The sequence below is a fragment of the Streptomyces calidiresistens genome (assembly GCF_014141525.1).
GTDB lineage: Bacteria > Actinomycetota > Actinomycetes > Streptomycetales > Streptomycetaceae > Streptomyces > Streptomyces calidiresistens.
Map to the genome: position 1 here is coordinate 1 of NZ_VKHS01000060.1, position 13,322 is coordinate 13,322.

The window sequence follows — 13,322 nt, forward strand, 5'->3', positions numbered from 1 at the left end:
CGCCCCGCCCCGTCGTCGCCACGGGGTCCCGCTCCGGGCCGGGAACCCGCACCACCCGTTTCCCACCTCGTCGGGGGTCGCTACGGGGTACACGCCGAAAACGTCCGGCCGGTTCGCGCCGGCCGTCCGGCGCGGGACTCGATACCGTAACGGCCCCCGGCGGGGTGCCGGGCACCGTCCCCGTGCCGCACCGGGCGGTGGGCGGGCGGGAGGACCGGCGTCGGCGCCGGGTGGCGGTGCGCACGGCGGACGGGTCCGCCGGTTCGTCGGGGAGCCGCCGGAGAACCGCCCGAATGCGGCGTCACTGTTCATGACGGAGGGGCCCCGGGAGGTCGTCCTCGTGGAACCCCACCCCCGTGGGCACCGAAGTGCGCCGCGTGGCACTCGATCGTGTCGATGCCGACGACCGCTCCGGTTCCCCCGAACACTTCCCGGCGGCGTGGTGAACCAACCGGATCCGCGGCGGTCGATGGACGAGGATCGGCCACCGCTCCGCCCCAACGCCGGTCCCCGCACGTTCAGGAGCGATGGACGATCCCGAAGTGGTCTGCTGACCACGGGAGTTACCCGGGCCGGTGGTCGCCGTCGACAGTCCGGGGATCACGGCATACGATCCACGGGGCGTATCGACGCCCTCACCCGGCGTCGAAGAGGCATGCATGGCTTTCGTCATCCTTCCCACGTGGATCACCGCGGCGACATTCCCGTTCGTTCCGGCCACCGCGGAAGAATCGACCATCGCCAATGAGGTTTTCCACACCGTTTGGTCGCTCTCCGCGGAGGGGGTGGTGGTTCCATTACTGATTCTTTTGACGGTGACAGGATCAGCCACGTGGGCGTGGACCCGAAGAAGCGAGGGAAAGCGTGACCGACTTCTCCTCCACGCCGCAGTGGCCTCACTCTCCATGATTGTCGCCGTAACGCTTTTCCGGGGAAGCCCGGGATTTTCACCCGGAGAGCTGTTCACCTGGTCGACGACAGGATGGGACAGGATCTCCGGAGACCCGTTCACGAGCACCGAAATCCTGATGAACGCGGCTCTGTTCATCCCCGCCGGTCTTCTCTGGACCCTGCTGACCGGCAAACCCCTGCACGTGCTGATCGCCATCCCCTTCCTGTCTTTTCTTGTCGAGTGCCTGCAAGCCGTCACCGGTACGGGGGCCAACGACGTGGCCGACCTCATCTCCAACAGCGCGGGCGGCGCCCTCGGCGTTCTCGCGGGAAGCCTCGCCCCACGGCTCCGACCCCGGGACGCGGAGGGTCGGCCTCGCCGGTCACGGCGCCGGAAGGTGTGGGTCACCGCCTCCCTGTCCCTACTTGCCGCAGCGACGGTGACGTCCGTGTTCGTCGGCGCGGAGCGCCGCAGCGCGGCGCTGGAGGCCGAGCTCACCGCTCACTTCGCCGGCACCGACCTGGAGACCTACCGGGCATGGGAGGCCGAGGATCTGCTGTACGAAAAGGTTTTCGCCGCAGCCTCGGTGTTCACCGATGGAGCACGGCACCTCGATGAGACCGCGCGGGTCCGATACCCCGCGTCGTTCTTCGGTCTGCGCCGGTGCGTTTTTGTGGATTGGACGCCGGACGGGGTCACGACCACGAAAGGAGCGGGGAGCGAGTGCACCCATCTTTTCGACTGATCCCTCGACTCGAACCCATCGAGGCAATTTCCGGGCGACCGGTTGAAATTTCCCAACTGAATTCCCGGTCGGAGGCGCGGGGTTACCTCCCACCCGCCGGAGCACCTCTCATTTCACTCCACGAAACCTTGATCGATGCGGTCGAACATCTCGAAGACCCGACTCGGTCATGTTTTCACCACAGAAATTTCAGGCCGCTCCGGTGATTTCCCTTCTCCTCTCTTCCCATATCGCCACTATTCGCATTCCGAAGGGGAAACGATGCAGGTAAACGGAAATCCCGGGTCGGGGGTCGACCCCCTGCGGGGCGCCGTGGCGACGTCTCCGCGTTCGCGCGTCCCGGCGGCGGTGGCGGCGGTGGCGGCCGGGGTCGCGCTCGGTGTGCTCGGCCCCCTGCTCGTCGGCCCGGGCGGCTCCCCGGGTCACCTCGCACACGTCGCCCACCTCACCCTGTCCGCGGGGTGGGCGTGGGCGGCCCTGGCTTTCGGTGTCGGTTTCGTCCGGGCGTCGAAGGCGGAGTCCGCCGCCCTGGCGACGGCTTCTCTCGGCGTGGCCGTTCTCGCCTACTACCTGACGAAGGCCGCGCAGGGGGAGTTCCGGGTGGTTGATCTCCACCACCCCCTCGGTGACGCGGCTTCTTTCTCCCCGGCGAGCTTCCTGGCCAACGTCCTGCCGTGGGTGGTGGGGGCCTGTCTCCTCGGCCCCCTGCTGGGATTGGCGGGAAACCTGGCGAGGCTCCGGGGGTTCGGCGGCCTCCCCTTCCGGCTGGTGATTCCGGTACTCGTCCTTGTGGAGACCACGGAGCGGCTACGTGTGGAGACTCCTCTCCAGGACGGAGTCGTCGGCGCGACGTGGAGCATCACCCGCCTCCTGGCGGTGGTCGTGATCGTCGGCCTGGTGGCACACGCGGTCCTCGCCGGCCGGACACGGAAGTCCTCGGGACGACCGCCGGCGCCGCGCCCCCTGCCCACGGTGTCTCCCGGTGCACGGTCCACGGACCGGTGATCGGCTTCGCGGGACCGTCGTCGTCCGGGGCGCGCCGGGGTTACGGGGGTGGCAGCATGTCGTCGCGGACGGCGGCCGGTTCCTCCGGCGAAGGGGCGGGCGCGGGCCGGGCCCGGGAGCGGGCCGCGTCGATCAGGGCGGCGGGTGGCGCCACGTTGTATCGGCGTACCCGGTGGGACAGGTCGCCGGGCCACACCCACTCGCCGTCGGTGCGGACGTCGAGGGGGCCGGAGTCCGGACGCCGGTCGTCGAGGATGTCCTTCGTCCGCTGCCCCGTGGTGGCGAGGACGTACCCGGTGTCGAGGTAGTCGGCCGGCGGGCTCCGGACCGTGTCGTCGCCCCTGCCCACGGCGTCGAGCAGCGACTCGGCGTCGGGGTCGCCGTGGGGCGGTTCCCGGAGGAATCCGACGTACCGCACCACCGGGTTCACCTCTCCTCAGGGGCCGTCGGGGCCCTTTCGGGGGCGGGCTCCCGAACCCCGCCGCACGGTGACGGAGCCGGGCGCGGGGTCGTGAGGAGAAGGGGGGTGCGGTTGCCCCGGGAGGGCTCGGTCCCCCATCGGGCGCGCAGCACCCCGTCGGCATCGGGCAGCACTCCGGTGAACAGCGGTTCGGCACCGCCCTCCCGGCGGGGCAGGAGCAGCGCGGCGCGGGAGAGCGGCGCGGTCAGGGCCGGGAAGTCCTCGTCGTGGGCGATGACGCCGTGGAGCCGCCCGTCCTCCCCCTCCAGGACGCACTCCACCTCCTCCTCGCCGGTGAGGTCGTCGAGGACGGCCGGGATGTCGGTGGAGAGCGGCGGCCACACGGCCAGTGGGGCGCGCGGGGTGAGGTCGGCGCGGACGGCGTCGAGGGTGTCGGGTGTCAGGCGGTGCCATCGGGACATGTTCCGCACCGGGCGCTCCTCCGGGACGCCCGCGCGGTTCGCGGTCACCGCCCGCCGCAGGCGGTCCCGGAAGGCGTCGTCGGCCGGGTACCGGTCCTCCTCGTCCCCGCACTCCATCTCGTAGGGGGAGGCGGGCAGGGGCTCCGGGAACAGGCCGAGGGCGCGCACGCGGTCGGCCAACCCCTCGTCACACGGTCGCCGACCGCCGATGTAGAGGTACTGATCCCACCCGACGTGCACGGTGAACACGTCCTCCACCTCCAACCGACACCACAGGCCGTGGTCGCGCAGCATGGCGCGGACGAGTTCCAGGCCGGTGGCCAGGGGCACTGTCGCCCCGTCGTGGAAGCCGCGGTGGAAGCCGTCCGGGTCGGCCGGGAAGAACGCGCCCAACCCGAAGTCCGGTAGAGGGGGTTCGAGACCGAAGTGCACGGTGGAGGGGACCGACGGCTCGCGCACGACCAGGTGATCGACACCGGCGTGCGCCGCGAACAACCCGACCGCGCGGAGGTACGCCGCCTCGACCGGTCCGTGGTCGGAGACGGTGTCCTCCGGACCCGTGTAGTGGCCGTGTTCGTCCCGGTCGGCGGGGTCGTACCGGGTGACGCGGTGGACGTGGAGGGGCACGCCGTCATTCTCCGGCACGGTGTCGGCGGTCATCGGCGGTCATCGGCGGTGGCCCGGGAAGCCCGGGGGCGTCGATGCCCGGGGTCACCCGCACGCCGGAGCTCGACTCGAAGGTCGCCTCGTCGCCGGTCACGAAAACCCGGACGAAGGGATTCGACTCCTCGAGGTGGAGGATCCACACGGGGTCCCCGTCGGAGGCGACCCGGGCCGCGAACCCCTCGGAGCCGTGGGAGCCCTCTCCCCACCGGAGTGCCCCGCCGTCGGGAAGGGGATGGCTGCCGGTGACGTCGATCGAGGTGAACCGTTCCGGGTCCGCCACCGCCTCGGCGTCGAGGTCGAAGGTGTCGCCGAACCGCAGCCCGCCGGGGGCCCCGGGGTCCACCGCGACGGCGAACGAGGTGCCGGTGGACACCGAGTGGAGGGCATCCCGGATGAACAGGCGCCCCTCCCGCCACATCCCCACCATGCGGTTCATGTCGCTCCCCCTCCCGGCCGGGTGCCCCGTGCGCCGCAGGACGTGGTCGGTGGCCGAAACCGTACAACAGGGCTCACGGGACGAAACCACCGAAGCATCCGGTTCCACGGCGTAAGGGGCGTCGGCGATCCACCCGCCCTCCTACGGTGTTCCCAACCCATCGGGTGCGCGGCGGTGTTCGGAGGGTCACCACCGCCGTCCCGTACACGAGAACCCCCGGAGGAACGATGCAGCAGCGAATTCTGGACGAGGCCACCGACACCCGCGTGAGCACGCTCTGTCTGGGTGCCATGCCGTTCGGCACCACGGTGGACGAGGGGACGGCCTTCGCCATCCTGGACCGCTTCGTGGAGGCGGGCGGGACCACGATCGACACGGCGAACTGCTACTCGTTCTGGGTGCCCGGTGGCGAGGGCGGCGAGAGCGAGGCCGTGCTCGGCCGCTGGCTGGCGGAGCGCGGTGGCCGCGACCGGCTCACCATCGCCTCCAAGGTCGGTTCCGGCCCCGGCCCCGACGGCGGGGCGGAGGGGCTCGCCCCGGCGGTGATCCGCACCCAACTGGAGGGGAGCCTGCGCCGGTTGGGGACGGACCACCTGGACCTCTACTACGCGCACCGCGAGGACCGGGCCACCCCCGACGAGGAGACGCTCGCCGCGTTCCACGAGGCCGTGGCCGACGGCCGGGTGCGGACATTGGGCGCGAGCAACCACGCCGCCTGGCGACTGGCGGAGACCCGCTCCCTGGCCGAGCGGCGCGGCTGGACACCGTACGCGGCCGTCCAGCAGCGCTACTCCTACCTGCGGCCCCGCCCGAACACCTCGCTGCCCGAGGGCGGTCATGTGCACGCCGGTGACGAACTGTTGGACTACGTGCGCAGCCACCGTCTGACCATGTTCGCCTACAGCACGCTGCTCTGGGGGGCCTACGGCCGTCCGGGGAAGCCGCTGCCGGAGCACTACGACCACCCGGGCACCGACCGTCGGCTGCGGGCACTGTCCAAGGTGTCCGAGGAGTTGGGGGTGACGCCGATCCAGGTGGTGCTGGCCTGGTTGATCGGCGGTGAGCCCCCCGTGGTGCCGATCATCGGGGTCAGCTCGGTCGCCCAGCTCGACGAATGTCTGGCGGCCGCCGATCTGGAGTTGCCCGGGGAACTGCGGCGGACCCTCGACGAGGCGGTCTGACACCGCCTCGTCCGTCCGCCCGGTGCCGTCGAGGGGACGGGACCGGGCGGACGGGGACCGGGCGCGCGGTCCGGCCGGGGGTCGGGGTCAGCGCTTGGAGACGGTGCGCTCGGCGGGTATGCGGCCCAGCCGGCCGGCCTGGAAGTCCTCGAAGGCCTGCTGGAGTTCGGCGTGGCTGTTCATGACGAACGGGCCGTAGTGGGCCATGGGCTCCCGGATGGGCCGGCCGCCGAGCAGGATGACCTCCAGGTTGGGGGTGTGGCCGTCCTGCTTCTCGTCGGCGCGGACGGTGAGGCTGCCGCCGGCGCCGAAGACGGCGGTCTGTCCCAGCTCGATCGGGCGGCGGCCGGTGCCGACCGCGCCGCGTCCGGCCAGGACGTAGGCCAGGGCGTTGAAGTCCTCCCGCCACGGCAGGGTGATCTCGGCGCCGGGGCTGACGGTGGCGTGGACGAGGGTGATCGGGGTGTGGGTGACGCCGGGGCCGTTGTGCCCGTCGAGGTCGCCCGCGATCAGGCGGATCACGGCGCCGCCGTCGGGGGAGGTGAGCAGCTTGACGTTGCCGCCGCCGATGTCCTGGTAGCGGGGGGCGGTCATCTTGTCCCTGGCCGGGAGGTTGACCCACAGCTGGATGCCGTGGAAGAGCCCGCCCTTCATGACCATCTCCTCCGGCGGGGCCTCGATGTGCAGGAGGCCGGAGCCGGCGGTCATCCACTGGGTGTCGCCGTCGTTGATGACGCCGCCGCCGCCCTCGGAGTCCTGGTGGATGAAGGTGCCGTCGAGGAGGTAGGTGACGGTCTCGAAGCCGCGGTGCGGGTGCCAGGGGGTGCCCTTGGGCTCGCCGGCGGCGTACTCCACCTCACCCATCTGGTCCATCATGATGAACGGGTCCAGGTGGCGGTAGTGGATGCCGGCGAAGGCGCGGCGCACGGGGAAGCCCTCGCCCTCGAAGCCGGTGGGGGCGGTGGTGACGCCCAGGACCGGCCGGGCGGTGGTTCCGTCGGTGGGCTCGGCGACGCGGGGCAGCGTCAGGGGGTTCTCCACGGTGATGGCGGGCACGGTCGGCCTCCTCGGTGGTGGGGTGTTCGGCGCGACATTTAGTTGAACGCTAAACATCATGCCCGATCCCCGGTATTCCCGGAAGGGGGTGACGGGGGCGGAAGGCCGTGAAACCGGCCGGGACGGGGGACGCCGGGGGCGCGCCGGCCCCGGTCGGGCACCGGGACGCGGGGCGGGAACCGCCCGGGACGGGACCGCCGGGCGCGCGGCCCCGCACGCGCCGGGGCACCCGGGACACCGAGGAGGCGGGGCCATCGGCCACCGCGCGCCCGGGGTCGGCGGGGACGCCGACCGGGCCCCGGCACCGGGAGACGGCGCGGAGCCGGGGGTCGGGGACGAGCCGGGGTGCGCCCCGGCGCGGGGTCAGCCGTAGACGCGGCGCATGGCGTAGTCGGTCATGTCGACGACCGCCTTGGCGTCGAAGACGATGCGGTGCTCCCCCTCCATGTCCAGGGCGAAGCCGTAGCCGGCGGGCAGCAGGTCCAGCACCTCGCCGCCGGTGACGGTGAAGTACCGCGATTCCTTGCCGGCGTACCGGCGCAGTTCGCGCAGGGAGGTGAACAGCGGGATCACCGGCTCCTGGGTGGTCTGCACGGCGAGGAAACCGGGCGTCTCCCCGCGCGGGCAGTAGATCTTCGCGCCCCAGAAGACGTCCTGGAACTCCTCGGTGGACAGGGCACCGGAGACGTAGGCGCGCAGCGCGTCGGCCAGGGAGGGCGCCGCGGGGGCGGATCCGCCCGCGTCGGCCCGCCCGGCCCGGGTGTCGGGGGCGCCGTAGCCGTTGCCGGTCTGCTGGGGGTATCCGCCCTGGTCACCGTAGCCGGCGCCGGGGGGCTGCCCGCCGTAGGGGGACTGTTCGTGCGGCCCCGGGGCCCCGCCCTGTCCGTGCTGGTGGTGGCCCGGCTGACCGGGCTGGCCGTGCGGTGAGCCGTACGCGGTCTGGTCGTAGCCGTACATGGACGAAAGCGTAACGACTCACATCCGGCCGGGAATCGCTTGCGCCTTATTACCGGCGGGTAGCATGATGGTGGTTACCTACCGGTATTGCCGGCGCCCACCGCTGCCCCCGGCAGCGGCACCGACGAGCACACACCCCCGACACCAACGGAGTCGCCGCCATGGGGCACTACAAGTCGAATCTTCGGGACATCGAGTTCAACCTGTTCGAGGTCCTCGGCCGTGACGAGGTGTACGGCACGGGCCCCTTCGCCGAGATGGACGTGGACACGGCGAAGAACGTGCTGAGCGAGATCGCGCGGATGGCGGAGAACGAGCTGGCCGCCTCCTACGCCGAGGGCGACCGCAACCCGCCGGTCTACGACCCGGAGACCCGTACCGCGCCGGTACCGGAGGCCTTCCGCAAGAGCTACCAGGCCTACATGGACGCCGAGTGGTGGCGCCTGGGCCTGTCCGAGGAGCTCGGCGGCACCGTCGCCCCCCGCTCCCTGCTGTGGGCGTTCGCCGAGACCATCCTGGGCTCCAACCCCGCCGTGTGGATGTACGCCTGCGGCCCGGCCTTCGCCAGCGTCATCCAGGACGAGGGCACCGAGGAGCAGCACCACATCGCGCAGCTGATGGTGGACCGCCAGTGGGGCGCCACCATGGTGCTCACCGAGCCGGACGCCGGCTCCGACGTGGGCGCCGGCCGCACCAAGGCCGTCGAGCAGGAGGACGGCACCTGGCACATCGAGGGCGTCAAGCGCTTCATCACCTCCGGCGAGCACGACATGTCGGAGAACATCATGCACTTCGTGCTCGCCCGCCCCGAGGGGCACGGGCCGGGCACCAAGGGCCTGTCCCTGTTCCTGGTGCCGAAGTTCCGCTTCGACACCGAGACCGGTGAGCTCGGCGAGCGCAACGGCGTCTACGCCACCAACGTCGAGCACAAGATGGGCCTGAAGGTCTCCAACACCTGCGAGATGACCTTCGGCGCCAACGAGCCCGCCGTGGGGTGGCTGCTCGGCGGCAAGCACGACGGCATCCGCCAGATGTTCAAGATCATCGAGTTCGCGCGGATGATGGTCGGCACGAAGGCCATCGCCACCCTCTCCACCGGCTACCTCAACGCGCTGGAGTACGCCAAGGAGCGCGTCCAGGGCGCGGACCTGACCCGGTCCACCGACAAGACCGCCCCCCGCGTCACCATCACCCACCACCCGGACGTGCGCCGCTCCCTGCTCACCCAGAAGGCGTACGCCGAGGGCATGCGCTCGCTGGTGCTCTACACCGCGACCGTCCAGGACGAGGTGATGATCAAGCAGGCCGCCGGCGAGGACGCGACCGCCGCCGAGGCGCTGAACGACCTGCTGCTGCCGATCGTCAAGGGCTACGGCTCGGAGCGCTCCTACGAGCAGCTCGCGCAGTCGCTGCAGACCCTGGGCGGCTCCGGGTACCTCCAGGAGTACCCGATCGAGCAGTACATCCGGGACGCCAAGATCGACACCCTCTACGAGGGCACCACCGCCATCCAGGGCCAGGACTTCTTCTTCCGGAAGATCGTCCGCAACCAGGGCCAGGCCCTGACCGCCCTGTCCGAGCAGATCAAGGGCTTCCTGGCGGAGGCCGCGGGCGGCGAGGAGCTGGCCGGGGCGCGCGACTCCCTGGCCCGCGCCGCCGGTGAGCTGGAGGGCCTGGTCGGCATCCTGCTGACCGACCTGGCCGCCACCGAGAAGGACGTGAAGTCCCTCTACAAGGTGGGCCTGAACACCACCCGCTTCCTGATGGCCGCCGGTGACGTCGTGGTCGGCTACCTGCTGCTGCGCGGTGCCGCCGTGGCCGCGGAGAAGCTGCCGTCGGCGAGCGGGAGGGACAAGGCGTTCTACGCCGGCAAGATCGCCGCGGCGCAGCACTTCGCCCGCGAGGTGCTGCCGCAGGTGGCCGTCGCCCGCGCGGTCGCCGAGGGCACCGACCTGTCGATCATGGAGCTGGACGAGGCGGCCTTCTGATCGGTTCCCCCACGGGCACCCCACGGGCCCCGGTTCCCCGCACGCGGGGGAACCGGGGCCCCGCGCGTTCCCGACTCCCCGCCCCGGCGGGGGCGCCCCGGACGCGCGGCACGGTGGGAGACGCCGGAGGGCGTTTCCGTATGCTGAGACGCATGGCGCACACCCCCCACACCGGTGACTCCCCGCAGGTCCCCACCCCCGAGGCCGCCGTCGACGCGGCCGCCCGGGCGCACGCCGAGGACCTCGCCGCCTGGCTGGCGGCCTCCACCTCGCCGTACCACGCGGTGGCCAACGCCGCCGCCCGGCTGGAGAAGGCCGGGTTCCGCCGCCTGCTGGAGACCGACGCCTGGGACGAGACCGCCTCCGGGGCCGGCGGCCGGTACGTCATCCGCGGCGGCGCCCTGATCGCCTGGTGGGTGCCGGAGGGGGCGACGCCCGCCACCCCGTTCCGGATCATCGGCGCGCACACCGACTCCCCCAACCTGCGGGTCAAGCCCCTCCCCGACACCGGGCGGGCCGGCTGGAAGCAGGTCGCCGTGGAGATCTACGGCGGCACCCTGCTCAACACCTGGCTCGACCGCGACCTGGGCCTGTCCGGGCGGCTGGTGCTGCGCGACGGCACCACCGTGAACGTCCTGGTGGACCGCCCGCTGCTGCGCGTGCCGCAGCTCGCCATCCACCTCGACCGCCAGGTCAACGACGGCCTGAAACTGGACCGTCAACAGCACCTCATGCCGATCTGGGGCCTGGGCCGGCCCACCGAGGGCGAACTCATCGCCTTCGTCGCCGAGGAGGCCGGGGTGGCCGCCGGCGAGGTGGCGGGCTGGGACCTGATGGTGCACAGCGTCGAGCCGCCCGCCTTCCTGGGCCGGGACCGCGAACTGCTGGCCGCGCCCCGCCTGGACAACCTGCTGTCCGTGCACGCCGGTACCGTCGCGCTGGTCAACGCCGCGACCGCCGGGGCGGAGGGGGCCGGGGACGGCGCGGTGATCCCGGTGCTGGCCGCCTTCGACCACGAGGAGAACGGCAGCCAGGCCGACACCGGCGCCGAGGGCCCCCTGCTGGGCGGGGTGCTGGACCGGATGATCGCCGCCCGCGGCGGCTCCGCCGAGGACCGCGCCCGCGCGTTCGCGGGCGGCGTGTGCCTGTCCTCCGACACCGGCCACGCCGTGCACCCCAACTACCCGGAGCGGCACGACCCGGACCACCGGCCGGTGGCGGGCGGCGGACCCATCCTCAAGGTGAACGTCAACCAGCGGTACGCCACCGACGGCGTCGGCCGCGCGGTGTTCGCCGACGCCTGCGAGCGGGCCGGCGTGCCGTGGCAGAGCTTCGTCTCCAGCAACGCCATGCCCTGCGGCACCACGATCGGCCCGATCACCGCCGCCCGGCACGGCATCGCCACCGTGGACGTGGGGGCGGCGATCCTGTCGATGCACTCCGCGCGCGAGCTGTGCGGTGCCGCCGACCCGCACTTCCTGGCCCGGGCGCTGGAAGCGTTCGTCTCCGCGCCGGGGCCGGTGGGCGGGATGCGCTGAGCGTCCCGCTCCCGCCGGGCCCGCACGCCCGATCACACCCCGATCACACCCCGGTCGCACGCCCCCGGTCGCACGCCGTCGCGCGCGACCGGGGCACGCGGCGTGCGGGGGCGGGCACGGTGTGGACACGATCCGCCCCGGACATCCCCCCGCGAAGCCGCCGAAAGGCACGCGTTCACGTGAAGCCCCCTCGAAGCGGGGGCGTTCCGCGCCCTAGGATCTGAAGCCGGTAAACCGTTCACCCGACGCCATGGCGCGGCGTACCGTGTGAGCACCCATCCAGCGAACGATCCGCCGAGGGGTCCCGTGTCTGTGCACTCCAGCATGCAGCCGTACATCGACGCCTGGACGCAGTCCATCGAGGCGATATCCGAACTGGTCACACCGCTGGTGGAAGGGGAGTGGAACCGCCGCACCCCGTGCCCCGGGTGGTCGGTGCGCGACATCGTCTCCCACGTCATCGGCGGCGAGTGCGAGGCCCTGGGCGACCCCCGCCCCATCCACACCCTGCCCCGCGACCTCTACCACGTCACCGACGAGCGCAGCCGCTACACCGAGGTGCAGGTGGACGTCCGCCGCCACCACACCGGGCCGGAGATGACCTCCGAGCTGGAGTACACGATCATCCGCCGCTCCCGTCAACTGCGGAACGAACGCCGCGCCCCCGACCACGTGATCAGCCATCCCCTCCTCGGCCGGATGACGCTGGAGCAGTACCTGCGGGCACGGGTCTTCGACATCTGGGTGCACGAACAGGACCTGCGCCAGTCCCTCGACAAGCCCGGCAACATCGACTCCCCGGCCGCGCACATCGCCCGCGACATCATGCTGGAGCGGCTGCCGAAGGTGGTGGCGAAGGACGCGGGCGCCCCGCCGAAGTCCGCCGTGGTCTTCGACGTGAGCGGCCCGCTGGAGTTCCTGCGCACGGTCCGGATCGACGAGGAGGGGCGCGGCACCCTCACCTCCAGCCCCTCCCTCGGTCCGCTGGTCACCCTCTCCACCGACTGGGAGAGCTACTCCCGGCTGGCCTGCGGGCGGCTGCGGCCCCGACGGGTGGCCGAGCTGGTCAAGGTGGAGGGCGACGCGGAGCTGGCCGGGCGGATCCTGGCGAACTTCTCCATCACGCCCTGAGCCCCGGGGCGCCCCCGCCGCGCCTTCCGTTCCGGCGCTCCGCCCGCGACCCCCGCACGGTCGCGGGCGGCCGGCTCAGTTCTCGTAGCCGGTGGAGATGTAGAGGGTGATCTCGTCGGTCTCCGGGTTGAAGGCCTCGTGCCGCTTGGGCGACTGGTTCACGACCATGCCCTCGCCCTTGAGGACCTCGTTCACCTTCTCGTCGTCGGTGTACTTCCACCCGGCGGCCTGGATGCACTCCTTCACCGACGCGAAGTGCTTGTCGTAGAAGTCGGGCATGGTGACCGAGCCCTCGTTCTCGCCCTCCTGGTCCCAGTGCTCGCGGGCGTTGACGCACTCGTTGGTGTCGATGGTCCTGGTCTCGTCGCCCTCCTTGTAGCGCGGCTCGCGCTCGGTGGGCCCGTTCGGCTCGGTGTCGGTGCCCCTGTCGGCGCCGACCGCCGGGGCGTCCCCGCCGGTGTCACCCGTGGCGGGGTCACCGGAGCCGCCCGAACCGCCGGGCTCGGTGCCGGCGCCGGTGCCCTCGCCGCCGTTCCCGCCGGTGCTCTGCCCGGCCTCGGTGCCGCCCGAGGACGACTCCCCGGTGTCGCCGATCATCACGAAGGCGGCGATCAGACCGCCGACCAGGAGCACCCCCAGCACACCCAGGACCACCGGCAGCGCCCGGCTCCCACCGGAGCGGGCGGCTCGCCGGGAGCCGGGCGCGGCCCCGTGCGCGGCGGGCGACATGTGGTACGACGCGGACTCCCCGCTGGCGATCGCCTACGCGCACGTGCAGGAGGAGCCGCCGGTCCCCTCCACCATCAACGCCGCGGTGCCGCCGGCGCTGGACGCCCTGGTGGCGC

General features: G+C 72.2%; 12 protein-coding genes. 6 read left to right on the top strand and 6 right to left on the bottom strand.

Annotated elements, in window-relative coordinates; all coding sequences use genetic code 11:
- Positions 1 to 659 precede the first annotated feature (659 nt).
- Both FOE67_RS04900 and FOE67_RS04905 read left to right on the top strand, forming a co-directional pair.
- Positions 660 to 1,637 (top strand): VanZ family protein, encoded by a 978-nt coding sequence (locus FOE67_RS04900; protein ID WP_182660796.1) that lies wholly within the window; start codon positions 660 to 662, stop codon positions 1,635 to 1,637.
- Positions 1,638 to 1,898: 261 nt separating this feature from the next.
- The gene (locus tag FOE67_RS04905) at positions 1,899 to 2,642 is read left to right on the top strand and encodes a hypothetical protein (protein ID WP_182660798.1); all 744 of its coding nucleotides are present in this window, start codon (positions 1,899 to 1,901) and stop codon (positions 2,640 to 2,642) included.
- A gap of 40 nt (positions 2,643 to 2,682) precedes the next feature.
- Here the strand turns inward: FOE67_RS04905 and FOE67_RS04910 are convergent, their stop codons facing one another.
- From FOE67_RS04910 to FOE67_RS04920, 3 genes are read right to left on the bottom strand one after another with little or no spacing between them, the layout of a single operon-like run.
- Positions 2,683 to 3,072, bottom strand: coding sequence for a hypothetical protein (locus tag FOE67_RS04910; protein WP_182660800.1), 390 nt, complete (start codon positions 3,070 to 3,072; stop codon positions 2,683 to 2,685).
- The gene (locus tag FOE67_RS04915; protein WP_182660801.1) at positions 3,069 to 4,184 is read right to left on the bottom strand and encodes an RNA-binding protein; all 1,116 of its coding nucleotides are present in this window, start codon (positions 4,182 to 4,184) and stop codon (positions 3,069 to 3,071) included. The genes FOE67_RS04910 and FOE67_RS04915 overlap by 4 nt, the downstream gene beginning before the upstream one ends.
- On the bottom strand, positions 4,156 to 4,626 hold the full coding sequence (locus FOE67_RS04920) for a hypothetical protein (RefSeq protein ID WP_182660803.1): 471 nt from the start codon (positions 4,624 to 4,626) through the stop codon (positions 4,156 to 4,158). Before FOE67_RS04920 ends, FOE67_RS04915 begins: the two co-directional genes overlap by 29 nt.
- 227 nt (positions 4,627 to 4,853) lie before the next feature.
- Between FOE67_RS04920 and FOE67_RS04925 the strand changes: the two genes are divergently transcribed.
- Complete coding sequence (locus FOE67_RS04925) at positions 4,854 to 5,807, top strand: aldo/keto reductase (protein WP_182660805.1); 954 nt, start codon at positions 4,854 to 4,856, stop codon at positions 5,805 to 5,807.
- Between the two features lie 87 nt (positions 5,808 to 5,894).
- Here FOE67_RS04925 and FOE67_RS04930 read toward each other — a convergent pair whose 3' ends face one another.
- Positions 5,895 to 6,863, bottom strand: a complete 969-nt coding sequence (locus FOE67_RS04930) for a pirin family protein (RefSeq protein ID WP_182660807.1) — start codon at positions 6,861 to 6,863, stop codon at positions 5,895 to 5,897.
- Between the two features lie 363 nt (positions 6,864 to 7,226).
- On the bottom strand, positions 7,227 to 7,820 hold the full coding sequence (locus FOE67_RS04935) for an SseB family protein (protein ID WP_182660809.1): 594 nt from the start codon (positions 7,818 to 7,820) through the stop codon (positions 7,227 to 7,229).
- A gap of 161 nt (positions 7,821 to 7,981) precedes the next feature.
- On the opposite strand from FOE67_RS04935, the gene FOE67_RS04940 reads away from it, so the two are divergent.
- The 3 genes from FOE67_RS04940 (at position 7,982) to FOE67_RS04950 (ending at position 12,477) form a co-directional block, all read left to right on the top strand.
- The gene (locus tag FOE67_RS04940; RefSeq protein WP_182660811.1) at positions 7,982 to 9,808 is read left to right on the top strand and encodes an acyl-CoA dehydrogenase; all 1,827 of its coding nucleotides are present in this window, start codon (positions 7,982 to 7,984) and stop codon (positions 9,806 to 9,808) included.
- Between the two features lie 152 nt (positions 9,809 to 9,960).
- Positions 9,961 to 11,346: a M18 family aminopeptidase gene (locus FOE67_RS04945; protein WP_182660812.1), complete on the top strand. Its 1,386-nt coding sequence runs from the start codon at positions 9,961 to 9,963 to the stop codon at positions 11,344 to 11,346.
- 306 nt (positions 11,347 to 11,652) lie between these two features.
- Positions 11,653 to 12,477: a maleylpyruvate isomerase family mycothiol-dependent enzyme gene (locus tag FOE67_RS04950; RefSeq protein ID WP_182660813.1), complete on the top strand. Its 825-nt coding sequence runs from the start codon at positions 11,653 to 11,655 to the stop codon at positions 12,475 to 12,477.
- A 75-nt stretch (positions 12,478 to 12,552) separates the two neighbouring features.
- Here FOE67_RS04950 and FOE67_RS30240 read toward each other — a convergent pair whose 3' ends face one another.
- The gene (locus tag FOE67_RS30240) at positions 12,553 to 13,206 is read right to left on the bottom strand and encodes a PASTA domain-containing protein (protein ID WP_323384238.1); all 654 of its coding nucleotides are present in this window, start codon (positions 13,204 to 13,206) and stop codon (positions 12,553 to 12,555) included.
- Between the last annotated feature and the right edge of the window lie 116 nt (positions 13,207 to 13,322).

Bases quoted from the DNA above. Each gene is read 5' to 3' on its own strand.
- FOE67_RS04900 (WP_182660796.1), top strand. From the start codon at position 660: ATGGCTTTCGTCATCCTTCCCACGTGGATCACCGCGGCGACATTCCCG.
- FOE67_RS04905 (WP_182660798.1), top strand. From the start codon at position 1,899: ATGCAGGTAAACGGAAATCCCGGGTCGGGGGTCGACCCCCTGCGGGGC.
- FOE67_RS04915 (WP_182660801.1), bottom strand. From the start codon at position 4,184: ATGACCGCCGACACCGTGCCGGAGAATGACGGCGTGCCCCTCCACGTC.
- FOE67_RS04920 (WP_182660803.1), bottom strand. From the start codon at position 4,626: ATGAACCGCATGGTGGGGATGTGGCGGGAGGGGCGCCTGTTCATCCGG.
- FOE67_RS04925 (WP_182660805.1), top strand. From the start codon at position 4,854: ATGCAGCAGCGAATTCTGGACGAGGCCACCGACACCCGCGTGAGCACG.
- FOE67_RS04935 (WP_182660809.1), bottom strand. From the start codon at position 7,820: ATGTACGGCTACGACCAGACCGCGTACGGCTCACCGCACGGCCAGCCC.
- FOE67_RS04940 (WP_182660811.1), top strand. From the start codon at position 7,982: ATGGGGCACTACAAGTCGAATCTTCGGGACATCGAGTTCAACCTGTTC.
- FOE67_RS04945 (WP_182660812.1), top strand. From the start codon at position 9,961: ATGGCGCACACCCCCCACACCGGTGACTCCCCGCAGGTCCCCACCCCC.
- FOE67_RS30240 (WP_323384238.1), bottom strand. From the start codon at position 13,206: ATGTCGCCCGCCGCGCACGGGGCCGCGCCCGGCTCCCGGCGAGCCGCC.